We start from the raw sequence: 23,216 nt of genomic DNA, 5'->3' as shown, positions 1-23,216 counted from the left end.
GGGGCTTTTTTTCGTTACGGCATGTAGGGTAGAGCGGGGGGATTCAGGAGACCTAAAGCAGGTTGGCTGCAATGTCGAAGCGGAAGCAGGGTGCTTTGCCTTATCGTCAGGCTTTGGCGTGCGCCAATTCCAGGTAACGATTCAGATCTTCCGATCCCATGGGTTTCGCATAGAGAAATCCCTGCGCGAGGAAGCAGCCTTCATTGATTAAGAATCTGGCCTGGTCTTCGGTCTCCACGCCTTCAGCGATCACCTGCATCTGCAGACTTTCACCCAAGGCGATGATCGCCCGGGTTATAGCCATGTCATCCGGGTCGGAGGGAATATCCCGCACAAAAGATTGGTCGATCTTGAGTTTGGAGATGGGCAGAGCTTTCAGATAAGCGAGTGAAGAGTAACCGGTTCCAAAGTCATCAATGGCCAGTTTGATACCGATATCGCGTAGGCGGTTCAGAACATCTGACATATGCTTCGGATTGTCCATGATGGTGGTTTCTGTAATCTCCAGCTCCAACAGATCAGCATCGATTCTTGTCTCCTCAAGAACATTCAGTATGCGCTCAATAAAGCGCTCACTATTTAACTGACTTGCTGAAAGATTGCAGTTGACCGAAATACGTTCAGGGGTAAAACCCATTTCGCACCAGTTATGAGCCTGCTGGCAGGCTTGGTGTAAAACCCATTCACCTATAGATTGGATCAGCCCTGATTCCTCAGCAAGAGGGATGAATTTGGCAGGTGGTAAAAGGCCCAGTTCTGGATGCTGCCAACGAACCAAAGCCTCTACTCCGACTACCCTACCGGTACGTATATCAATCTGAGGCTGGTAATGCAGAACCAGTTGATCCAGTTTCACAGCTTTGCGTAGGCTGTTCTCCATCATCAATCTCTCAAAGGCCTTATCAGTCATTTCTGAGGTATAGAAGCTATATGCGTTTCTGCCCATCTCCTTGGCCTTGTACATTGCTGAATCTGCATTTCGTATGAGGGTGTTTGGCTCATCGCTGTCTTGGGGATAGATACTGATGCCTATACTGCTTGATAGAAACAGCTCTTTATCCAAAATTTGGAAGCTCTGGGTAAATGCACTCAACAGTTTCTCAGCAATTTTTACAATGTTTTGAGTTTGACCAATTTCGTTAAGAATTACGGTAAATTCATCACCGCCGATTCGGGCGATGGTGTCCTCTTCGCGAATCATACTTTTGAGACGAACGGCCGCCTCTTTCAATATCAGATCACCGGTAGGATGACCGAAGCTGTCATTGATCTGCTTGAATCTGTCCAGATCTATAAACAGTAAGGCAACCATAGTGCCGCTGCGTTTGGCTTTAAAAATGGCTTGTTGCAGACGATCTACAAACAGCAGACGATTGGGCATGCCGGTCAATGGATCGTGATGGGCGATGTGATCGAGACGGCTCTGATTTTTCCTCAGTTGATCCGCGACGCTCAGGTAGTCAGTAATGTCTCTGCCCGATTCGATGATGCCGGTAATGTTGCCCTGCTCATCAAACAGGGGATTTGCAAGCAGTTCATAAGTACTCACCTCTTCATCCTGACCTGGATGATTGTGAACCACTTTAACTGTGCTGTGTGTCTTCATCACTTCTTGCAGGGGGCATGGGTGGTCATTTCCCTGACAGGGTTGATCCGTGTGATGTGAGATGGCATAACATTTAGGTTGTTCGGCCTCAATGGCTTCGACAGCTGCTGCAGATTTAGCGGCATGGTTCATGAGTTGGACGTTATAGTTCGTATCGATCATCAGGATTGGGTCACTAACACCATCGATGACCTGTTGCAGCAGGGCATGTTGCTGCTGGATCTCCCGTTGCGCTGATTTTATATCGCTGATGTCTCGCACTACTGCAAATGAAAATACATCGTCTTCGAAAAAGATAGGATTGGCTACGATTTCCACCGGAATAGTGTGACCATCACGATGCTGATGTTTGGTTTCAAAGCGCAATGAACCCGCATCCTTAAGTTTCTGGTCTATTTCAGCAAATTGCTCTGGCGTTACTGAAGGGTCGATATCTATCACAGATTTCGTCATCAGCTCTTCACATGAGTAGCCCAGTGCTTCGCAAGCTGCAGTATTGACATATTTGAATTGGCCATCCGCTGTCATCAGGTAGGCAGCTTCGGAGATGTGGTCTAAAGCATATTGAGTCAGAGTGAGTTGACGTTCCGAGGCTTTGCGCGCTGTAATGTCCTGAACCGTTCCTCGTGAAATCATCGGGAGTCCATCGCGGTCAAACTGGGTTTCGCACAGCTCTTTCACCCATTTTACTCTGCCATCGGCAAACAGCAGACGATGCTCTATCTCGTAAAACTCTTTGTCTTCCAGTGAACTCATGTAAGCATTGCTGACTCGTTCCCGGTCATCTGGATGAACTGTTTCTAGAAATTTTTCGTAAGTTGCATCAAACTGTTTCGGGTCAATCTCGAAGATTCGAAAAGTCTCATCAGACCACTCAAGACTATCCTGCTGCAGATCCAATACCCAGCTGCCCATCTTTCCCATGCGTTGGGCCTCTGCTAAATCCTCTGTCTGTCTGCGCACTGTCTCTTCAAGGTCAGCATTCAATCGTTGCAGTTGATGCTCCGCTTCTCGGCGCATCTCAGTTTCAGAGGTAAGGCGATGGTAGAGCTTCTGCAGACTGCGATAGCGCCAGAGCAGCATCCCCATGGCGACCAACATCACAACTACCGACATTGCTGTGATGGTTCTTAGTATATTCCAGTAGGGAGCAGGTGTGGCGTACCACTGAGAATAGATATTTTCAAACCTGTCGCTTTGGATAACCGAGTTGAGAGCCTGGTTTAAACGTTTTAGTAGATCAATCTCCCCTTTATCTACAGCAATAGCGCGTTTTATCTCTATCAGCGATGGCTGCAGTTTGCGAATATGATCGTCCAATCCAAGATGTTGGGTATAGCGCCAGACCACTGGATCAGGGTAAGCGAGGGCGTCAATTTGGCCGCTTAACAACTCAATCAGGGCCTCTGATAATTGATTGTATTTCTTTAGATTCAGCTGTTTGTCTTGGAGTAATTTTATTGCCACATTGCCTTTTATCACCCCTACATGATGTCCTGTCAGATCCTGGATTGAATTGAGAGACTCTGTTTCAGCGCGTACAAAAAGCGACACTGAGAAGGTCTCAACTGGGGAGGTAAAGTTGACGTATGTCTGTCGATCAGGGGTTATCCCCATGTTGGGTATCAGCTGAACCTGACCCTCTTTTATGGCCTGATGGACTTCCTGCCACGATTCATAGACTTGGTACTCCACAGTCAAACCGGCCTCTTCAGCGACTGCATTCATAATATCAATTGCAAACCCATAAGGTTTGCCTTGATCATCAATGGCATATTGAGGTGGAAATGAGCTGGGAATTGCAGCAATCAGATGGCTGGAGTGTGTGACTGGGGTAGCACTGTCAGCCAGAGCAACCCACCCTCGAAGATCGATAGATATCGTCAGTAGAAGAATAAGATAAAGAGCTATTAATGGGTGGCGTCTCTTACTCATCGATCCTGTTGGCATTCAAGGAGCATTTGAATCTACCAATGCCCTAACAGAGCTGCAAAAGGGGAAATAGTAGCTACTCCAGAGTGTATCGGCCGATTTAGATCTTTTTTAACCGTCATTACCCGCTTTAATATCAACTCTGCTAGTCTGATAGCCCATTGAGGATTACAGGTAGGGTAGAAGTTTGGAAATCTGGCAGATTCTTGTGCTTGCCATGGTAGGCATTGCGGCGGGTTGGCTCAATGTTATGGCCGGTGGCGGGTCACTATTGACTGTTCCGGTAATGTTGTTCATGGGCGTTCCAGCGCCCGTTGCAAATGGTACCAATCGCATCGCTATTCTAGCCCAGAATATCACAGCAGTGACGGCCTTCAGGCGTCTTGGGTACTCGGATTTCAAGTTGGGTTTCAGTCTGGCTGGTGCCGCTTCGGTAGGGGCAATTGGTGGCGCTTCTCTTGGCGTTCACCTCGAAGGTGTCTGGTTTGATCGCGTACTTGCCTTGGTAATGGTCGGTGTCATGCTGCTAATGGCCACTGGTCATGACAAGGTGAAACCAAGTGGAGGTGATGAAAAAGCAAAAAACCTGCTAGCAGGCCATATCCTGATGGTTGGGGCTGGTTTTTGGGGAGGATTTATTCAAATCGGTGTAGGTTTTATTCTGATGCCGATTCTGCACAAGGTACTCGGATTGGACCTGGTTAGGGTCAATATGCATAAAGTGCTTATTGTGCTGGTCTATACCGTAGTGGCATTAAGCGTATTTGCTACAAACCTGGAACTGCTGTGGTGGACTGGGCTTGGACTCGCAATCGGTAACTCGATTGGAGGCTGGTTGGGTGCTCATACAACTATCTCTCATGGTGAGACACTGATACGACGTGTGCTCTATATTGCGTTATCTGCTTTTATCTTAAAATTACTCTTCTTTTGAAAGTAAAAAAGGCGGGCATCAAGCCCGCCTTTTTCTAGTGAGTCCGGTTATACGGACTCCACAGTGATCACTGGAAAGTGATTACTGAGCAGCAGGAGCCTGCTGAGGAGCTGGAGCTACTGGAGCGCCATAAGGAGCTACTGGAGCGCCGTAAGGAGCACCGTAAGGAGCGCCATAAGGAGCACCATAAGGAGCATAACCGTAGTAAGGACGGTTGTAGTAGCTGTTGTTGCCACGGCCATAACCGTTGCCAGCGCCACGAGCATTTCCACTCATGTTGAAAGAGAAATCACCGTCACCGAAGCCGTCGCCCATGAAGTCATTGTTGCCGTTGTTGCCCCAGCCGTTGTTCCAAGGGTTGCCCCACCAAGCAGAAGCAGAAGCAGAAGCGGCGATCAAAGCAGCAGCAGCTGCGATTTTTACGATTTTGGACATGAGTTATTCCTCAAAAATTAGTTTTAAAAAATGTACAAGTAGTTACTGCTTACTCATGGAGCGAAAGAATATTAGTATTTACTTAAATATTCAACAACTAATTATCTATCGGGCTATTAAATCTTATAGCCTGTCTCTATAGGCAGGGTTTTAGAGCTAGTTAGAGGGGCTCAACCGGGGCGACTATCAATACGAGGTCTCAATAGTAAGGGGATGTAGCCGATAACAAACAAGAGATAGCTGAGTGACCAGATAGACCCGGACAACGTGATGCAGGCCTGATAGCTGAGTAGGCCGGTGACAGGCAGCAATACTCGTATGGCCGCAGCAATATTGATCAGGATGAAGGCTATGGTAATGGATTTACCGGCTTGAATGTTACGCCCAGTATGCCCGAGGGAGACTCTGGCCATCATGCCCAGGGTAAAGATTCCAATGGCGCCAACAGTGAACGCATGTGTTGCCAGGTTGTTCGGAAAGAGATCGTATAGTGCCATTGCTTTCAGCAGAAAACCTAGGATCAACCAGGCCAGTCCACAAAAAAGTACCCACAGCATCGGTTGTTGCCATATACCCGGATGGTACCAGTCGTAGAGGCGCCAAGCCTGAGTGAATGCAACGCCTAGGGCCAGTGGGGCGATAAGCCAGCTTTGCGGTAACAATAACTCAGCAACTATCCAGAGGGTGAACAGGGTGTAGATGATCTGTTCCCGTTGTTTGCTGAACTGAGGTGCAGCGCCCTGAATCGCTTTCTCTGTGAAGAATGGTAGAACTCTACCACCGACGAAGATCAATAATAGCAGCACCATATTGCGCATCAGTGAGATACCATCCTGGCCCGTTTGGGTAAACCCCAAACCCTCCAGATGATATAGCAGGTTGGCTATGGCCATTACGCCCAACAGAGGAATGAAGAGCCGGTTGACCCGGTTTTCAGCTTTTATCAGGGGATTGGTGAGGGCGATGATCAGTGCAGGGATGAATAACCAATCGACACAAACAACCAGCCAGGTTGGTAAAGATGGGATAAAGGGGAGCACTCTGCCCGCAACCCATAACAGTGCAAGCAGGGCCAGTGGTTTACCCGTTGGTGTATCGATGCCTGTCCAGTTGCGTACAGCAGTAAGCAAAAAGCCGGCTATTATGGCCATGCTAAAGCCGAACAACATCTCATGACTGTGCCAGCCAATAGAGCTGTAGTAGTTCGGTGCAGAAGTGCTCAACCTGAACCAGAGCCAGAGTAGCATCAGCAATAGTCCGGAAATTGCAGCCAATGCAAAAAAAGGACGAAACCCCAGGGCGAAGGGGACAAATCCCTGGGGTGGTTTGGATGGTGCGGGGGTTTCACCCAAGGGTATGAGGGCCAAGTTGATTACCGGTGATGATAGTCCGTCCAACCTTAGGGCCAGTTACGGCCAATGGCCTTGATGCATATCAAAGGTGAGGAAGCCTTAGGTTGAATCTACCTGTAAAGGGGGGGGCGGGTTAATATCTACGCCTTAAGGAGGATGATCGAGCATCCATGCTCGATGGTGAACGATATTAGTTTCTAAAATGACGCACCACACTAGGATTAGCAGTTAGGATCAATAGATCGTTCTACCACTTGTGTTCTTTTCTAGAATGCAGGTTTTGGAACTGCAATCGTAGTGTTTGGATTCGCCGTTATAGGAGACTTCAACTTTATCATAATAAAATGAAAAGCTTTCAACTGGCGCTGTGTTTCCTGCAGAACTGCTTCCATGAATTGAGTAACTTTTCACCATTGCATTTTGTAGTCTCCATTGGTACAGGGTATTTTCTGCAGTGGTCTGTAAGATGATTGTTGGGATTTTTTCATTCTTTGTGACTGCGTCCTCCATGCGTCTGGCGGCTTCTCTTGCAGCCTGCACAGCAGGTAAAAGAAGGGCCATCTTTGGTTCATCACCTTCAAGGCCAAGCTTGAATTCATCAATGGTTGCTCTTTGTATACTTCCGTCGTCAAACTCAATTGTGAGAAATAGTTCTCCTGCTTGTGCTGAAGTAGTTAATGGATTCAGAATACTCAGTAGTACAATGCTGAAAAATAAGTTCTTACCCTTGATCATGTTAATCTCCAATCAGTATTAAAATAACAACGCTGTTTCAACAATTCAGAAAGTCAGAGAAATCCTGTCTGCTACCTGATTTTTAAATTTTTTTTTGGATCGTCCTTTGTCAGTACCCTTCAAAAAAGTGCTACTTACTGTGTTGGTCATTAATCTAAATGCAGATCAAAAAGTGAGATAGGAAATATTGCACATTAATCTTATTCAACATGTCACATCGCATTCGACAGCCTGCGTGAGGCGATCTGTTTATGTAGGTATTTTTTAGTAAATAGAGAATGGTTTTTCTCTATTTATAGTTTGGTTGATGGATGTTTGTTTGGGTATACAGGTAATACTTTGTCAATAATATACCTGGGTGAAGGAAAGCTGTTTTATCTTGCTGATTAACCTCAATGGTCTGTGCTTGATTTACGGAGCTGAGATTAGAAATCAAACCAAACAACCATATCGGTTGCAAATGCTTGCTGAGGTTTTGCTGATAATCAAAAGGGACTATATGCTTTTCCTTTAGCGTTCGCTGCGTCTTTGCGATACTCAAGCCGCTGAGTGGTTTACATCAAAGTGGAAAGGAGCTATCTGATTGAATTGCCAGGATATTGTAAATTTTCATGAACTTGTCCATGTAGTTGATATCAGAATATATTATTAATTTTAGTCTCTGCTAATATACTAATTAATTTCTGCTTATATGGAGTTTGACATGTTACCAATACTTCTTGGACTGATATTGGCTATGTTCTTTGGCCTGATGTCATATATGGTCTACGGCCTGGAAGGCCTTACCCATTATGCATGGATTGATACCGTCTTCTGGTCTTTGATCATAACCGGGATCATGATCAGTATGATTAACGAGTTGGGCCAGTGTATAGCCTGTCGTATACAAAGTTGGCTCAAAATTACCCGCTTTGACTCTATCTGTGATGATTCTGATTGTGCTAGAAACCCATCCTGAAATAGAGTGTTTTCCGTTAATGATACGCTTTCCGACAGATCGTATCTGAACGGCGATGGCGCTACATTAGAAATGTGACTTTAGACTAAACCACAATTGCTAACTGCTGCGAAATAGTTTTGGTATCACATCTTCATAGACTGAGGCGAAGTGAACCTTAAGTCCTTTGCGTATATGTTCAGGCACCTCTTCAAAGTCGCTTCGATTATCTTCAGGAAGGATCAGCTCCTTGATGCCGGCACGTCTTGCAGCAATTACTTTTTCCCGGATACCCCCAACTGGAAAAACCTGTCCCGTCAAGGTCAACTCACCAGTCATTGCAATGTTGCGTACTGGCTTCTGCTTGGCAAGAGAGAGTAGTGCGGATGCCATTGTGATACCTGCCGAAGGTCCATCCTTTGGTGTTGCACCAGCAGGAACATGTAGGTGGATAAAGGCCTTTTTGAAGAAGGATTGGTCAACGCCGAACTCCTCTGCGTGGCTGACGATGTAGCCATAAGCTATTTCGGCAGATTCACGCATCACATCGCCAAGTTGGCCAGTAAGTTTAAAACCACGATTGAATTCGTGGGTTGCAACCGCTTCAATATTGAGTGTCGCACCACCCATCGCTGTCCATGCAAGGCCAGTCACGACACCAGCTCCACTGAGATTGCGTTCATCTTTGAATACTGGGCCGCCAAGATAACTTTCGAGGTTCTCCAGGGTTACTTCGATTGGCTTTTTGACCCCTTCAAGAAATTTTACAACAGCTTTGCGTACTATTTTCCCGATCTGTTTCTCAAGTCTTCGAACTCCAGCATCCCGTGCATAGCCCTCTATAATGGCACGCAGAACCGGGCTGTTGAGTTTGATGTCGCGACGTTTCAGACCTGCTCTTTCGAGTTGACGGGGTACCAGATATTTTCGAGCTATCTGTAACTTCTCGCTGGCGATATAGCCAGAAAGTGCAATCGTCTCCATGCGATCCAGCAAGGGGCGGGGGATAGTATCGAGTTGATTCGCGGTACAGATGAAGAGCACCTTGGAAAGGTCAAAACGCAGATCCAGATAGTGATCAAGAAAGTCACTGTTCTGTTCAGGATCGAGAACTTCAAGTAGGGCTGATGCCGGATCGCCATGGTAGGAGGCACCGATTTTATCGATCTCATCAAGCATGATCACCGGGTTCTCGGTTCCAGCGTCTTTCATGGCCTGGATGAACTTACCAGGCATTGCTCCTATGTAGGTGCGTCGATGGCCTTTGATCTCGGCTTCATCACGTATGCCGCCAACTGAAAAGCGATAAAACTTCCTGCCCATAGCTTCTGCTATGGAGTGTCCGATAGAGGTTTTACCCACGCCAGGTGGACCAACCAGCAGAATGATTGAGCCGGCAATCTTACCCTTCATGATGCCTAGTGCGAGAAACTCGAGAATGCGCTCTTTGACATCTTCCAATCCATAGTGGTCTTTATCCAGAGTTTTTCGTGCAGATTGCAGTTCAAGTTTATCTTCTGAATCTATGCCCCATGGCAGCAGGGTAATCCAGTCCAGGTAGTTTCGGGTGACTGAATATTCAGGTGAGCCAGGTTCAAGCACAGCCAGTTTGTCCATCTCCTCGTCGACACGGGTTTGTGCCTGTTCAGAGAGATTCAGCTTTTCCAGTCGTTCATGGAATTTATCGAGTTCTGCAGTACGGTCATCTTTTTCAATGCCAAGTTCCTGTTGGATCGCCTTCAGCTGCTCTCGTAACAGGAATTCACGCTGCTGCTTCTCCATGCGCTCTTCGACGGTTTTACGAATCGAGGCCTGAGCCTTTACCACTTCAAGCTCACGATGGAGCAACTCTAGTACTTTCTCCATTCTCGGCAGCAGCTCTACAGTCTCCAGAACCGCCTGGAGTTGAAACTTATCTGAGGTGGTCAGGCTGGCCGCAAAATCGGTTAGGTGTGAAGGGTCGTCCGGTCCAAATCTATCGAGGAACATGCGTAGTTCCTCGGCATAGAGCGGATTGAGAGGTAAAAGCTCTTTGATTGTATTGATGATGGCCACAGCATAGGGTTTGATCTCCTTGCTGTCGCTGGATGGTTCTGGAATATACTCAATACGGGCGGTGAATGGCGCGCCCTTTTTTACCATCTTCACGAATCTGAAGCGTTGCAGGCATTCAACCAGGACCTGCAGTCTCCCTTCAGAGCGCTGAATCCGGTGGACCCGGCAAACGGTACCGATCTTCTTGAAGGAGTCGGGGGTGGCCGACTCCGCTGAGTCAGCGGATGAGAGCACAACACCCAGAAGCATGTGTGATGAGTTAGCAACCTCATCCATGGTGCTTTCCCAGTGCTCCTGCTCCATCAACAGGGGAACTGCCTGGCCAGGAAAGAATGGGCGTGCAGATACGGGCAGTATATGGATCAGGTTCGGCAATACTTCATTCGAGCGGGCCAGGGTATGGCCGGTAATGACTTCAACACCCTCATCTACACTGTTTTCTTCTTCTGACATCATGCTACCTACTGGTTAGTCCTACTCTATGTCTGGCTGGTCTGGCAGTTATCGCATTTATCATCATACGACCCACTAGCCGTTTAATTTTTGAATTAAGAAAAGCTATCGAACTGATATGGGGGCGGATTTGCCGGTTGCAAGCGGGCAGAGGTGGAATTGCTCTTTGGGAGTGGATATATCCCCCAATTATACAGTTCAGTCAGCATCTACCCGTCAGGTTAATCGGATGATTATCTGGAACAGTTCATTCACTTATATTATGCGGGGTTGAACGATTCGTTCAATGTTTTTGAATCACGCTCTCCCCTGATACGAATCGTTCTCTTTTGAAGTAGGTCGATTTACCCTAAATAGGTAGATTCTTTGTCCTTCTCTGACCCCCGGCCACCCTGTATTTAGCACAATTTTTCAGATGTTTTTTTGTTGGATTCCGACTCTCCCAAACCCCTGAAAAAAGTATTGGTATAGATCTTGCGATTACAGCGTGTGTGTTATTTGCACGCAGTCCGTACTCAACTTAGAAAAGATTGAAAGGGTAAAAGCCCCTTGTCGCCGCTTCCACTCGCTAGGAAGCAGATGTTTTTTACTTAATCGGGAGTCAAATAATGAAACGCCTAGCACTACTAGCTGTAGTGGCGTTAGTCGCATGGGGGAGCGGAGGAAACTCTTTCGTCCCCATCGCTGAGGCCAAAGGTAAAGCTTGCTTGGCTTGTCATGAAGGCGTTGAGCGCTTTAGTGACGGTGTCATGCAGGAGGACATTGAGAAGATGGGAGCTGAAATGGGTGATCCCGCAGGTTGCGTGGTCTGCCATGGTGGCAACCCAGCTGAAGAAGCAGACAAAATGAAGGCTCATATGGGCTCCCCCTCCGACCTCGCAAAAAAGGGCGGTCCCAAAAACTTCCTACCAGATCCTGGTGCGATGCCTGTCAACGACCAGGCTTGTGGTCAGTGTCACTCCGGCTACTTTGATCGTTTGAACAAATCCCTGATGAATACTGAAGCGGGTAAGCTGCAAGGTAACATGTGGTCCTGGGGCTATCAGAAAGACATGAAGGTTGTCTGGGGTAACTATGACATCATGGACGAAGATGGTCCTGTGCCTCTGGTCGGTACCAAAGCCTATAAGAAGTACATGAAAGACTTCGTCAAGAAGCATCCTGATCAGATGCCGAAGCGTCTGAAACAGCTGCCTCAGGTAGATCTGGAAAAGCTGACCGACAATCCCAACCATGCTGGTCTTACCTACTCCCGTCATGACTGTCAGCGTTGTCACGTTGGTGTTACTGGTCGCGATAAGCGTGGTGACTACCGGGGTTCCGGTTGTTCTGCCTGTCACGTACCTTACTCAAATGATGGCTTTTACGAAGGTGGTGACCCGACCATCAAGAAGGATGAAGCCGGTCATGTACTGACTCATCGCATGCAGGGCACCCGTAAGACCAAAGTTAAGGTTGGTGAGGTTGAATACTCTGGTATTCCAGTTGAAACCTGTGTCTCTTGTCACAACCGCGGTAAGCGTGTTGGTGTGAGTTATCAGGGCATCATGGAAGCGCCTTACGGCTCTCCTTTCAATGAGAAGGGTAAGAAGCAGCCCAAGATGCACACCAAGCGTTACCTGTTTATCAAAGAGGATCTCCACCACGAGATGAACTCCCTTGCAGGTAACCCGAAGGGTGGCATGCTCTGTCAGGACTGTCATACCACTATCGACCTTCATGGCGATGGCAACATCCCCGGCACCACCCTGGCTCAGGTTGAGGTCGAATGTGAAGACTGCCATGGTACCTTCAACAAGCTACCCTGGGATCTTCCCTTGGGTCGTGGTGAAGAGTTCGGTGAGATGAAAGATGGTCTGCCGACCGCCAACACCAAAGCACGTGGTCTAGCCAATAAGTGGCCCGAGTATATGAAAGACGCGACTCAGTACGAGCCCGAGGACGGTTTCCTGCTCTCTGCACGCGGCAATCCACTGGGTAACGTAGTCAAGAAGGGCAAAGACGTTATTGTTCACTCTGCGAACGGTCTCGACTTCAAAGCACCTCTGCTGAAACGTATTGGCGATGAAGGTACCTTCAAGTCGACGCTGGCCAAGGTCTCCATGTTTCTGATTCCTCAGCACCAAAACAATATGGAGTGTTACGCTTGTCACGCCGACTGGGTTCCACAGTGCTATGGTTGTCACGTCACGGTCGACTACTCGAAAGACAATAAGGGTACTGACTGGCTCGTCAATGCCAGCAATCGTGATCCCAAGACCGGTTTGACGCCTGATGCGCCTCCGGGCACTAATGGTATGAAGAGCCCAGGTAAAGTCATGGAGACCCGCTCCTACCTGCGTTGGGAGACTCCGGTTCTCGGTATCAACGGTGAAGGCCGTGTTAGCCCTATGATGCCTGGTTGTCAGGTAACCACCACGGTTATCGACAAAGATGGCAAGACTCTGGTTAACAACAAGATCTGGGAAACTCCTGAAGGCCCGGGTATCGACACCGCAGCCGTACAGCCTCACACCGCTGGCCGCAGTGCCCGTAGCTGTGAGTCCTGTCACGACAACCCCAAGGCCCTGGGCTATGGTGTTGAAGGTGGTCGCTTCCTGTTGGGGGCTGACAAGGACTTCGTCCTCGATCTGAAGGACTCAGCCACTGGCAATATCATTCCTCAGAGAACCCAGGTTCAGATTCCCGGTATTCCCGGCCTGACCTACGATTGGTCCGCAATCGTAACTGAGGATGGTGAGCAGTTGAGCTCCGTAGGCTCTCACTGGCCGCTGACCGGTCCTCTGCCTGATGAGAAGCGTGACGCCATTGAGAAGACTGGTGTCTGCCTCGGCTGTCATGAAGAGCGCTTCAATCCTGAATTCTGGAATAAGGTATCCCAACCTGGCGTTATGGATAGCTTTGAACACCAGCAGTTCATGAAGAAAGCTCTGAAGGCGATTGCTGCACAGAAGAAGTAAGGGCAGATTGTAACAGGTGATTATCACCTGATTGTGTGGGGCCAGTCCTCTGGGCTGGCTCCATTTTTTCACCCCTCTCTGGTTTTTATTAGACTCCATATCAAAATTAACGAACGCAACGATTTTGATATGGCCTCTAGGATTATGAACAGCTTCTATCATGCTGCTGGTCAGAGAATTGGTCTATTTGTACAAGATATATTTTGCCCGAATGAATCATCGATCAGGCATGGAGTGATGATTCTTTTCTTCAAACGAAACTCAAACCTTTAATCGGTAGGAATGTGATGGTTAAGAAAGCTTTCAGTTGGTCGGTTCTTGCTGTTGGTATCGTTGCCGGCATTATTCTCTGGGGCGGTTTCAATACCTTTATGGAATACACCAACAGCTATGAATTCTGTACTTCCTGCCACGAAATGAGTGTGGTGAAAGAGGAGTATCAGCAATCGGCTCATGCACATAATGCCTCGGGGGTTCCTGCAATCTGTTCAGACTGCCATGTACCGAAACCATGGCCTCAAAAGTTGATGCGCAAAATCATGGCTACCAAAGAGTTGTACCATTGGGCCTTAGGTTCCATTGATACCCCTGAAGAGTTTGAGGCGCAGCGACTACAGCTTGCACAGAACGTCTGGCGCACCATGGAAGAGAGTGATTCCCGTGAGTGCCGCAACTGCCATACCAACGAGACTATGGTTACAGAGAAACAGACTGCAAAGGCGCAAAAAATGCACAAACATTTGATGAGTGGGGAGGCCACCTGCATCAATTGTCATAAAGGGATCGCACATAATCTGCCTGACATGGAGAAGCTCTATGGGGAGATGGAGAGCGCATATCTGGCTGACGCCCTTAGTGCACAACTGGCCGAAAAGGCAGTTGTGATTCTGAATGAAGTGGAAATGAAGGCTACCCCAGGCGGAGAAGAGCTTCTGGCTACCGTCTATGGTGGTACGCCCGTAATCGTTGTCAAACAGGAAGGAGAGTGGGTTCAGGTTTTCAGCGAAGGTTGGGATCGGGAGGAGGGCAGTCAGATCTTTATCGATTTCAACCGTGCTGTGATTCTAGCCAAGATGAGCTTTGATGGCATGGATCGTGTGGAAAAGATAGGCAGTAAGCTTGAACCGGAGTATGAGCTGACATGGAACCATATCAAGCTCACCGGCTGGGTACCCCGCTCAGCACTCGGGCCTGATGAAGATAAGTTCTGGAACTATGTCACCGATCTCCACGGTCTGGACTGTAACCTCTGTCACAAAACCTTTCCAAGGGACAACTGGATCATGTTCGATTGGCGAAATAATCTGAAAGAGATGCGCCGTTACACCAAGTTGAGTCCAGAGCAGTTGCAACTGGTCAGCAACTGGGTGTTACGTGGTGCACGCAATGATGCGGAGGCGGATTGATGAGGACGTTTTTTATCTCGGCTCTATTGGTTTCTCTGATCGGAGCCGTTACCACTGCTTTAGCAAAAGAGGCAGATGAGAGAGCGATGCAACAAGACGCTCTTGCGCAGCAACAGATGCCCATCTCGATGACCAGGCGGGATCATCTGTTTGAAGCGCGGGCAGGTACATGGAAAGCGACTTGCGACGAGATGGATGATGGCAAGGTCTACTGCCGCATGTTTCATATCGAGCAGTTTGGCGAGTGGAAAACCAAGAACTTTGTTCAGTTGGGGCCAGCTTTCTCCCCCGATGCTGTTGGATTTGTGGTTGCAACCTACCTGGGATTCAAAGAAGGAACGACAGTCTCTATCGGCATTGATAAACAGAGTCGTCATGAGATTACCGCCCCAAAAGGCAATAACCTGATGATCAGCCCTGAGGTCACAGAGACCATCCTCCAGCAGATGGAGAGTGGAAACAAAATTGTTCTTACTTTTAACTCTCACAGCGGGGTTCGCCACCTCGCGTTAGCCGAGTTGGGACCATACAAAGAGCTGCTGGTAAAAGTGAAAGGCCAGATGGCAAAAAATAGCCAGGCGGCAAGTGCTATTGACCCGGTGAGCAAATAGTGGGCAGTTGGTTTGGAGTGGTTATGACTAGATTGATTGTACTAAGTATTGCGTTCTTCTGTTTGGGGTTTACTCAATCGGTAGTCGCCGCTGATATGCCTGTAAAGGAGACGCCAAAAGCTAAATTCCGAGTGGGCGTTACACAGCCCCCGATGTTCACACTGGCGTCTGCTCTGGCTTGGGGAAGCCCAGTGGAAGTCCTGTTGGTGTCGAAAGATGAGAAGCAGCGTTGGCAAATCCCAAACGATCTTACAGTTCTTTTCTGGACTGGTGGGACATTAGAGCCCGAACTCGGGAAACAGCTGGTGGAGTCCGGCCAGGCGGCTGTTTCCTTGATTGACGCTGCCGGTGTACACCAGTTGGCCAAACGAACTCCGGTAGACTGGAGAGGACCGAATGAAGATGAAGATCCACACATGGAGTCTTTGGGGAAGGGATATGGCATGGTACAAACCATTCGACCCGAAGGGGAGATAGACACCTACTACTGGCTTGACCCTTTGAATGCAATGGCAACCCTGGAGGCTGTAACGATGGTTTTTCAGGGGCTGGATCAACGTAACCACTGGGCATACCAGGGTAATTCGGATCAGATTGTTCAGGCCCTATGGGAACTGGATATTCGGGTTAACAAGCTGTTGCATGATGTCAGTAAAGATCCATTTGTGGTCTTACAGGATGAATTTCAATACCTTGAGCAGCGCTATAAGCTAACAACAGTTCCAGCGGGTGGAAGTGCCCAGGATATAGTTGATAAGGCCAAAACCCGGGGCGCTAATTGTGTGGTTGCTGCGGAACCATTGGACCAACAGTTAAAATCTGTATTAGATAAAGCCGGTTTGAATAGTGTTGTTCTGGATCCTGCCGGTCAGGAAATGCCTATTACCACGGGAGGTTACTTTAAGTGGTTTGGCGATTTGGCATCCAAGCTGAATAGCTGTATGAAACGTACGTAATGTCTTTGCTGTTCCGTACCCTGGTTCTGCTGGGGGGGCTCTGGCCTTTCCACCTTTATGCTGCTCTGTTCCCTGCATTGGTTGATGGTGATTGGCTCTCCAAAAACAGTCATCAGGTTGTTGTTTTGGATGTCAGATCCCGTGCAGAGTTCATGCATGGTCACTGGCCGGATGCGCGTTGGGCTGGTTTTAAAGCACTTGATTGGCAGGTTGAGCGACACGGGCTGCCCGGCTATTTGGCGAACGAGAAACAACTGGCAAAGTTATTGGGCAGCCTGGGATTAGAGGGTTCCGAATCGATTGTCGTGATCGGTTCCGCAAGAGAATCCAAACAGGTTGCAGAAGCGACTCGTGTTCTCTGGAGTCTGATGGTGGCCGGCTTTCAACAGGTCGCTCTGCTGGATGGCGGTATTGAGTCGCTGATTGCTCATGACCTGGTTAAAGATGTTTCATCTATAGAGCCAAAGGTATGCAACATCAGCTTTCAGCATGATCTATTGGCCGACTCCAGCCGCGTAGAAGAGTTGTTGAGTGATAACAAACCTGTGATTGATTTTCGGCCCACTCTCTATTTTGACGGTTATAAGCGAGATCCACAGGTGGCAGAAGGCGGTACGATTTACGATAGTGTTGGAATTCCACCTAAACGGTTGTTGGATAGTGACACAGGGCGGTTCTTGTCCCCGGAAATCATTCAACGGGAGTTTGAACGTTATGATATTCCCACCAAAGGTGCGGTCGCCACATTCAGTGATACTGGTGTCTGGGCAGCTTTGGGTTGGTTTGTATTGCATCGGATATTAGAAAATCCAATGGCCCGACTATACGACGGCTCCCTGGTGGAGTGGATCGATTGGGGTGGGGAGATGCACGACAGCACCGATGATATGGGTGGTCCGATTGGTTAGTGTTTTAGACTTGTTACATAGCAACCTAGTTAAAGTTTGAGAAGGAAAACCATGAAAGAAGGTGTTATTGCATTTATTGCGCTATTGGTTCTAATTACCGCATCATCAGCGACAGGCAATCCGTCTGGCTGGCAAAGTGAGATTGTCTCCCTTGTTTCACAGCAGCGCTTCGAAGAAGCGGGTGAAAAGTTAAAAGAGTACTGCGTTGCAAGGGGGAACGGCGAGCTCTGCCTCGTATTGGCCTCAGCCTATTTCGATGGGGAGCCTAATTTCGGTATTAACTCCAAAGACGTTATTGAAGCTTATAAATATACTAAGCTTGCCTGTGACAATGGCTCTGAAGCGGGGTGTGAAGCCTATATAGGGGCAACAGAGAAAGGTGAGCTACTTCAGCATGTGTTATATGAGCCAGGCGTTGAGAATCGGGATGCACAGTTGAAAGAGGCAATTAAACTCGGGCTGGATCTGAATGTCACGACTATGTTCAGTAGAACACTGCTGCAAGAGGCTATCAGTGAGGAGAAAATCGAAGCGGTTAAGCTTTTGCTTGAGAATGGAGCTGACGTCAACTACAGGGTGAGTGAAGAGGACCTTACGCCGCTCATGTACGCCATCAATAGCGGGAATAGGCCGTTGGTTACACTGCTTCTTGATAACGGTGCGGACACCACTCAGACAATGAAGGCGGCAGATTATCTGAAAATGGATAAAACAGAAGTGGATGCCTGTGATTTTGCCGGCAAACTGGAAAACCAGGAGATGATAACCCTGCTGAAGTGTAACAGCAGGAGTGCTGCCGCAGAGTAGCCGCAGCTGGTTTATATGGCTGCCTTTTTGTTAACGCTCCCTGAAATAAGAGTGGCAATCCCCGCAACTCATGCGAACTTCGTTAACGGCGCGTTTCATTGTCTGCATGTCATTGGGGTCAACCTGTTTGAGGGCCATGATCCTCTTGCGATTATGTTGAATGGCGCTCTGAAATCCTCGTGGATCACTCCAGATTACACCCATAGCCTCAGACTCAAGGTGCTGTTCCCCTTCTGGGAATAGATCCTGGTATATATTGTTCAGGGTCAATAGTGCGTCCACGTGGGTCGGGATATGATTTTTGATTGCCAATGACCCATTCACATAACCTTTCAATGCCTTGAGGTGGTTAGCAGAGATCTCCATCATGTTGGTTCGATAGAGGTAGGTCTCCTCCACATTATCATCGGCCAGGAGTATTGATGGCAGGAGGAGGCATAAACTCAAGCTAAAAATTCTAAAATATTTCATTTTGTATTTTTAAATATTTGATGGGTTGAATTCACTCAGCAGTCTGCTGATTGGTGATATTAAATTTCTATTCATTAGTCAATGTGGCGACCTGAAAGTAGGCTGAAGTTACTGTTTACTGGACTGGCTATATCTGATCCCATTGATGTGTAGCATCTAACTTGTACTATCGACTGACATGGTAAGTGCCTTTTTAATCAGAGATTGTTATATGGCCGTATCTTGTTCAATTTTTATATTCAAACAACTATCCAATAATTCCAACACTGGCTTGCTCTCCCAATCTACAGCACCAGTCAAAATCCCTTTTACCAGTCCTCCTTGATCGACAAAGAGAGTTTGAGGTAGTGCACCAATATTGTGGTCGTAGGAGATCTTTCCAAATCGATCCGCTGCAACAGGAAGATTGGTGATATCAAAGGATTTATAAAAACGCTTCGCTTCCGACAACCCTTTGCCATCCCGAACCAGAGGTAGAATCAATAACTGGGCAGGAGAAATGCGTCCCTGAAGCTGATCCATGGATGGCATCTCCTCTTTACAGGGCGTACACCATGTAGTCCAGAAATTGACAAGCAGTGCACGAGGGCCGGGAAGAGTGGAAAGCTTGATCTGCCGACCGCCATTGGTGGAAAACGCATGTTTGGATACAGGTTTCGGATTGGTGTAAGCGCGAAACATACCGCTATCGAAAGCGCGGCTCTCACACACTTCAGGTGACTGCGGCGCAGAGACCACAGTCGACGGAAGTGCAAGAAGTCCAAGCAGGATGGGGGAGATGAGGTGAAGTTTAAATCGAGTCACTGGCTTGCATTCTGAGCCAACTCCGCCATCACCAGGTCAAGTTCATCCAACAGGTTACAGTTTTGTAAGCTATAGCTGTTTCTAAAAGCCGAAGGTTTACGATAGACCACTTGAGTGCCGACGTCATCCTGAAAAACAGCAATCTTGAGGGGCAGCTCCAGAATGGCGGCAGGATCATGCCACATAATGCGCGCATTATGATCTGTTTTTTCGAATGAAATGACCTGCTTTACAGTTTTTTCATCTCCATGATTATGTACAGAAACTATTTTAAAACGCTTTTCCGTAATCAGCTTTTTCAGGCTTTCCACGGTCTCAGTAGCGGAGCTTTTAACTTCGATTTTAATGACACTGCCATCAGCGGCCGATAGCGGCGAGGCCATAAGCAGGGTGAGCAAAGCAATTACAAAAAGCCGGGTGTTAAAATGGTTCATGATTCCTCTCTGCAGGCTGACTCACTGTGGCTGAAATAAACTATTCGATTGCCGGGTTAATAGATGAGGAATGATTACTTTAGTGACTTTAAGAATAGGATTACATTGTTACGTTGCTTTTCACTCATAACAGGCAGGCCGGCGACCGGATATGCCATTTTATTACCGGGAACGAGTGCCTTTGGATCCTGCAGATAGGCGTCGAGAGTAGCCTCATCCCAAACAATAGAATCCGCTTTGCTCAAATGTACTTCGGAATATGGATAGCCTTCAACCGCACCGGCAGCCCTGCCATAGACGCCCCACAAAGGCGGTCCGACTCTGTTTTGCTTCTCTTTGGTTATGTCATGACAGGCGAAACACTGTTTGATGGCAACTTTCTTACCTCTTTTAACCATCTTTTTTATCATTTTGGCGTCACCCTCTGCCATACCGCTATCCATTGCGAGAACGTTAACTATAGGTAGAGCGAGAGCAGCAGCTAACGCAACAAGAGCAAACTTCTTCATTAAAAACTCCTAAAGCAATAATGTGTTGAGACAGAGAAAAAGATCTCTTTTGGTAACTATTCACCCCAATCGAAAAAAGAGATGTGAACTCCGATCAAACTAATATGAACGCAATATTTATGCCGGTGTAAGGCCTAAAGAGGAAGAGAGTAATAAAGCCAAGTGTATCGGCAGCGCTAAAGTGCTTCTTAGTGTGGAATGTCGGGGAATCACAAGGTTTTACAAGAGCTGATAGCTGGATGTTTTTTGCTCTGCTGAGATTGTAGAAGTTGCATATGAGCATCTGTTACGGGTAAAGCATTGAACGATTCGTTCCATTGATCCCGATTGGTGTGAACAGACCGTTCCAGTCAATTGCTGAAAGGATATGTGAGCTGTAGTGAGATTATGTTCTGCCCAGGCAATGTTACTCCAATACCAGGAATAAACACCCTATTTTCCCCAACAATCAGCAAGATAAATATGAACGATCAGTGCGGTTTATTTTTCAACCACATGAAACGCTTCGCGTACACCCTCTCCCCAACCCCTCTCCCGTAAAGGGAGAGGGGCTTTCAGAGTTGTTCTCAGAAGATTGAAAGTTTCGGGGCAGCAGTGCTGACCGACCCCAATTTTACCCACTGGAGGAGACGGCGTATGATCCTTATCCATCTTATGGGAGTACCCACCACGGGTGGCCCAACTGTAAATTACTGATCAGGAGGCGTGGTGTGATTCTGTTTGAAAAACCATCGGTTCACCGATCCTGGCTGTCGGTCCTGGTTACTGTTTTTGCAGTGCATGGGTGCTCAACCGCTAAGCTGGAGCCTGCTGTATCAGAGCCGATCGTAGTGCCTACGGATCTCATAGGGGAATGGTGTCGTGTGAAGAAGCGTATGATCACCCACTACAGCATTAAGAGAGGGAAGCTGTTTATCCGTGGTGGTCGCAGTGGGCGAACTTACGAGGCGGATCTCACCTGCAATGATGGCTATACAGAGTGTGAGGCCAAGACAGTACGGGGTTGGGGATCACCAGTGACTGAAATAATGCAATTGGATGGGAATGAGATGAAGCTTACCCGTATCTGGGGTGGGGCCTGGAAAGATAAAACCTACAACTTCACTTTTACCCGTTGTCCCAAGTTATGATCCTGGACTTCCCTAAAAGCTTAAATCCAGCGCAAAGAGCATCATACCCAACAGCAACAGTAGACCCAGACTTACCATTGCAAGGCCAAAGCTGAAGAAGACGATTTGTACACTACGGGGCGGTTGAGTGATGATACGCTCCTCTAATCTACCTTCGGCCCGCATTCGCTCGATCCATGCGGGATGTTCTTGCTCCAGTGCCTCAAGTTCTGCAGCACCATGGAATATGTGGGCGTTCAATGGGAAGGCCTTGGGGCGATAACTCTCGATGAAAAAATGGACAATGAAGATGTGAGCCATGGCCAATATTGCTTCCACTTTGTGCACCCAGCGGGCCACATTCATCATCCACCCCGGCAGTATAGTCGTGGTAACGACTGAATCGAACATTACCAGGCCGGTGGTGCCAACGATAACCAACCCCCACCAAACTGCCCAGTAGTCGAATTTCTGCCACCATGACCAACGGTCGAACACCGGGTGTTCCCTGCGTCCAAACAGCCATGCCATATGCTGGTGTACAGCCTTGAAATCATTCCAGCTCCAGACCAGGCTGTCCGGGCCGCTTAGGAGGCCAGCTTTGCCGCTCAGTGTAGAGCGGATCAGGTAGGCAATGTGGGCGACAAAAACAGTCATCAGGATCAAGCCAAACAAGCGGTGCACCCATACAGCACCTTCAGCCCCACCAAGAGGCCACGCCAATGCCTTACCCAGTCCGGTTTCGATGTACATCCATGCCACTCCGGTCACCGAAAGAGCCATGAAGCAGATGATTAGAATGGTGTGTAACCAACGTTCACCGCGGGTGAAACGCTCAATCAGTAAAGAGCTCTCAAGCGGTTGATCTTCTTCACGCCGGCTTGCTAAATAGAGTTTGATCTCGCGCCATGCCCAGGCTGAGGTATAGGGCATGAAAAAGAGAAATACCGCTGCAGCTAGAGCGAATATCAACATTGTTGACCAATAGAGGGCAGGAAAGTCTTCACGAGTCTGATCTGACCACGGGCGCTTCTCATGAATCACATAGCTACCCATACCAGGGCCGGCCCCTTCATGACACTTAGCGCACACTTTCTCATAGCGATGTTTAGCATAAGCTGCAGCGTTGGGATTGTTTATACCGGCTACAGGTTTCGAAATATGACAGTCCCGGCATACCAGGTTAGTGCGAGCATAATGCAGGTTTTTCTGCTGTCCCTCATGACAGCTGAGGCAATAACGAGCGTGATAGAACGATTTAACCTTTTCATGTGCATCTGAATTTACAGAGTTACGGCGCACTGGGCCCTGTCCTGGACCGATAGCCTCCAACCAACTGCTGTTTGGTTTTTGGGAGGGGATAAGTAAGCCGGGATCGTTAGGATCCTCAAAGCCGGTCTCGGCTAAGGCAGAGAAGGAGAACACAATTATCAGGCAGAGTGCAGACAATAAATTTGATATAAAGCCACGAGTAGAGTGGCAGCAGTCTATTTTACTAATTGCCATGTTGGGTCTTTACCTTGCTAACACTCAGGGATATCTAATAACTTGATCACACCATACTGACCTATTTGATATTGTAGTCACTCAGGTAGGAAGATGAACATAAGGTTTCCCTGAACATCCAGAGCTTGCCCGGCTCTGTATGCTGAAAAAACAAATTCAGGTGTTATTTGGAACTCGCATTTATGTAAGGGTTGGCTTGTATCTGATGATCTCTACCAACTGACGACCTGGGGTTTTATATTCTGTTATTTAGTTATCTCATCTGTTGCTGTTTTATTTGCAATGTAATTTGCCTG

19 protein-coding genes are annotated in these 23,216 nt (G+C 47.9%); 9 read left to right on the top strand and 10 right to left on the bottom strand.

The features are described from left to right. Positions 1 to 106 precede the first annotated feature (106 nt). On the bottom strand, positions 107 to 3,541 hold the full coding sequence (locus AC4IFB_RS14700) for an EAL domain-containing protein (RefSeq protein ID WP_490780551.1): 3,435 nt from the start codon (positions 3,539 to 3,541) through the stop codon (positions 107 to 109). Between the two features lie 184 nt (positions 3,542 to 3,725). Between AC4IFB_RS14700 and AC4IFB_RS14695 the strand changes: the two genes are divergently transcribed. Next, the gene (locus AC4IFB_RS14695; protein WP_490780550.1) at positions 3,726 to 4,472 is read left to right on the top strand and encodes a sulfite exporter TauE/SafE family protein; all 747 of its coding nucleotides are present in this window, start codon (positions 3,726 to 3,728) and stop codon (positions 4,470 to 4,472) included. Positions 4,473 to 4,553: 81 nt separating this feature from the next. On the opposite strand, the gene AC4IFB_RS14690 is transcribed toward AC4IFB_RS14695, so the two are convergent. The 3 genes from AC4IFB_RS14690 to AC4IFB_RS14680 form a co-directional block, all read right to left on the bottom strand. Beyond that, the gene (locus tag AC4IFB_RS14690) at positions 4,554 to 4,907 is read right to left on the bottom strand and encodes a sulfur globule family protein (RefSeq protein ID WP_490775661.1); all 354 of its coding nucleotides are present in this window, start codon (positions 4,905 to 4,907) and stop codon (positions 4,554 to 4,556) included. Between the two features lie 170 nt (positions 4,908 to 5,077). Further along, positions 5,078 to 6,274, bottom strand: coding sequence for an NnrS family protein (locus AC4IFB_RS14685; RefSeq protein ID WP_490780549.1), 1,197 nt, complete (start codon positions 6,272 to 6,274; stop codon positions 5,078 to 5,080). A 219-nt stretch (positions 6,275 to 6,493) separates the two neighbouring features. Next, positions 6,494 to 6,994 (bottom strand): type VI secretion system tube protein Hcp, encoded by a 501-nt coding sequence (locus AC4IFB_RS14680; RefSeq protein WP_490775663.1) that lies wholly within the window; start codon positions 6,992 to 6,994, stop codon positions 6,494 to 6,496. A 703-nt stretch (positions 6,995 to 7,697) separates the two neighbouring features. Here AC4IFB_RS14680 and AC4IFB_RS14675 point away from each other — a divergent pair. After that, positions 7,698 to 7,952 carry a hypothetical protein gene (locus AC4IFB_RS14675; RefSeq protein ID WP_490775664.1) on the top strand — a complete coding sequence of 85 codons (255 nt, stop codon included), beginning with the start codon at positions 7,698 to 7,700 and terminating at the stop codon, positions 7,950 to 7,952. Positions 7,953 to 8,051: 99 nt separating this feature from the next. Here AC4IFB_RS14675 and lon read toward each other — a convergent pair whose 3' ends face one another. Then, positions 8,052 to 10,439, bottom strand: coding sequence for an endopeptidase La (gene lon / locus AC4IFB_RS14670; protein ID WP_490775703.1), 2,388 nt, complete (start codon positions 10,437 to 10,439; stop codon positions 8,052 to 8,054). 608 nt (positions 10,440 to 11,047) lie between these two features. Here lon and AC4IFB_RS14665 point away from each other — a divergent pair. From AC4IFB_RS14665 to AC4IFB_RS14640, 6 genes are all read left to right on the top strand, one after another. After that, entirely contained in the window at positions 11,048 to 13,399 is a 2,352-nt protein-coding gene (locus AC4IFB_RS14665; RefSeq protein ID WP_490780548.1) for a multiheme c-type cytochrome, read from the top strand. A 287-nt stretch (positions 13,400 to 13,686) separates the two neighbouring features. After that, entirely contained in the window at positions 13,687 to 14,805 is a 1,119-nt protein-coding gene (locus AC4IFB_RS14660) for a NapC/NirT family cytochrome c (RefSeq protein ID WP_490780547.1), read from the top strand. Then, complete coding sequence (locus AC4IFB_RS14655) at positions 14,805 to 15,416, top strand: hypothetical protein (RefSeq protein WP_490780546.1); 612 nt, start codon at positions 14,805 to 14,807, stop codon at positions 15,414 to 15,416. Before AC4IFB_RS14660 ends, AC4IFB_RS14655 begins: the two co-directional genes overlap by 1 nt. 23 nt (positions 15,417 to 15,439) lie before the next feature. Further along, positions 15,440 to 16,372 carry a metal ABC transporter solute-binding protein, Zn/Mn family gene (locus AC4IFB_RS14650; RefSeq protein ID WP_490780545.1) on the top strand — a complete coding sequence of 311 codons (933 nt, stop codon included), beginning with the start codon at positions 15,440 to 15,442 and terminating at the stop codon, positions 16,370 to 16,372. After that, positions 16,372 to 17,280, top strand: coding sequence for a sulfurtransferase (locus AC4IFB_RS14645; protein WP_490775669.1), 909 nt, complete (start codon positions 16,372 to 16,374; stop codon positions 17,278 to 17,280). The genes AC4IFB_RS14650 and AC4IFB_RS14645 overlap by 1 nt, the downstream gene beginning before the upstream one ends. A 51-nt stretch (positions 17,281 to 17,331) precedes the next feature. Next, positions 17,332 to 18,087 carry an ankyrin repeat domain-containing protein gene (locus AC4IFB_RS14640; RefSeq protein ID WP_490780544.1) on the top strand — a complete coding sequence of 252 codons (756 nt, stop codon included), beginning with the start codon at positions 17,332 to 17,334 and terminating at the stop codon, positions 18,085 to 18,087. A 30-nt stretch (positions 18,088 to 18,117) separates the two neighbouring features. Here AC4IFB_RS14640 and AC4IFB_RS14635 read toward each other — a convergent pair whose 3' ends face one another. The 4 genes from AC4IFB_RS14635 to AC4IFB_RS14620 all read right to left on the bottom strand — a co-directional run bounded on the left by AC4IFB_RS14635 (position 18,118) and on the right by AC4IFB_RS14620 (position 20,305). Further along, a complete protein-coding gene (locus tag AC4IFB_RS14635) occupies positions 18,118 to 18,534 on the bottom strand; it encodes a c-type cytochrome (protein WP_490780543.1) in 417 nt (138 codons plus the stop codon). A gap of 231 nt (positions 18,535 to 18,765) precedes the next feature. Next, positions 18,766 to 19,362, bottom strand: a complete 597-nt coding sequence (locus tag AC4IFB_RS14630) for a TlpA family protein disulfide reductase (protein WP_490780542.1) — start codon at positions 19,360 to 19,362, stop codon at positions 18,766 to 18,768. Continuing rightward, positions 19,359 to 19,796 carry a DUF302 domain-containing protein gene (locus AC4IFB_RS14625; RefSeq protein ID WP_490780541.1) on the bottom strand — a complete coding sequence of 146 codons (438 nt, stop codon included), beginning with the start codon at positions 19,794 to 19,796 and terminating at the stop codon, positions 19,359 to 19,361. Before AC4IFB_RS14625 ends, AC4IFB_RS14630 begins: the two co-directional genes overlap by 4 nt. A 74-nt stretch (positions 19,797 to 19,870) precedes the next feature. Beyond that, complete coding sequence (locus AC4IFB_RS14620) at positions 19,871 to 20,305, bottom strand: c-type cytochrome (protein WP_490780540.1); 435 nt, start codon at positions 20,303 to 20,305, stop codon at positions 19,871 to 19,873. A gap of 710 nt (positions 20,306 to 21,015) precedes the next feature. On the opposite strand from AC4IFB_RS14620, the gene AC4IFB_RS14615 reads away from it, so the two are divergent. Beyond that, positions 21,016 to 21,435: a hypothetical protein gene (locus AC4IFB_RS14615; protein WP_490780539.1), complete on the top strand. Its 420-nt coding sequence runs from the start codon at positions 21,016 to 21,018 to the stop codon at positions 21,433 to 21,435. A gap of 12 nt (positions 21,436 to 21,447) precedes the next feature. Here the strand turns inward: AC4IFB_RS14615 and AC4IFB_RS14610 are convergent, their stop codons facing one another. Beyond that, positions 21,448 to 22,920 carry a formate dehydrogenase subunit gamma gene (locus AC4IFB_RS14610; RefSeq protein WP_490780538.1) on the bottom strand — a complete coding sequence of 491 codons (1,473 nt, stop codon included), beginning with the start codon at positions 22,918 to 22,920 and terminating at the stop codon, positions 21,448 to 21,450. Positions 22,921 to 23,216 lie beyond the last annotated feature (296 nt).

The sequence above is a fragment of the Candidatus Thiodiazotropha sp. AKIB8 genome, from assembly GCF_058244675.1.
This window is presented reverse-complemented; position numbering and strand designations above follow the sequence as displayed.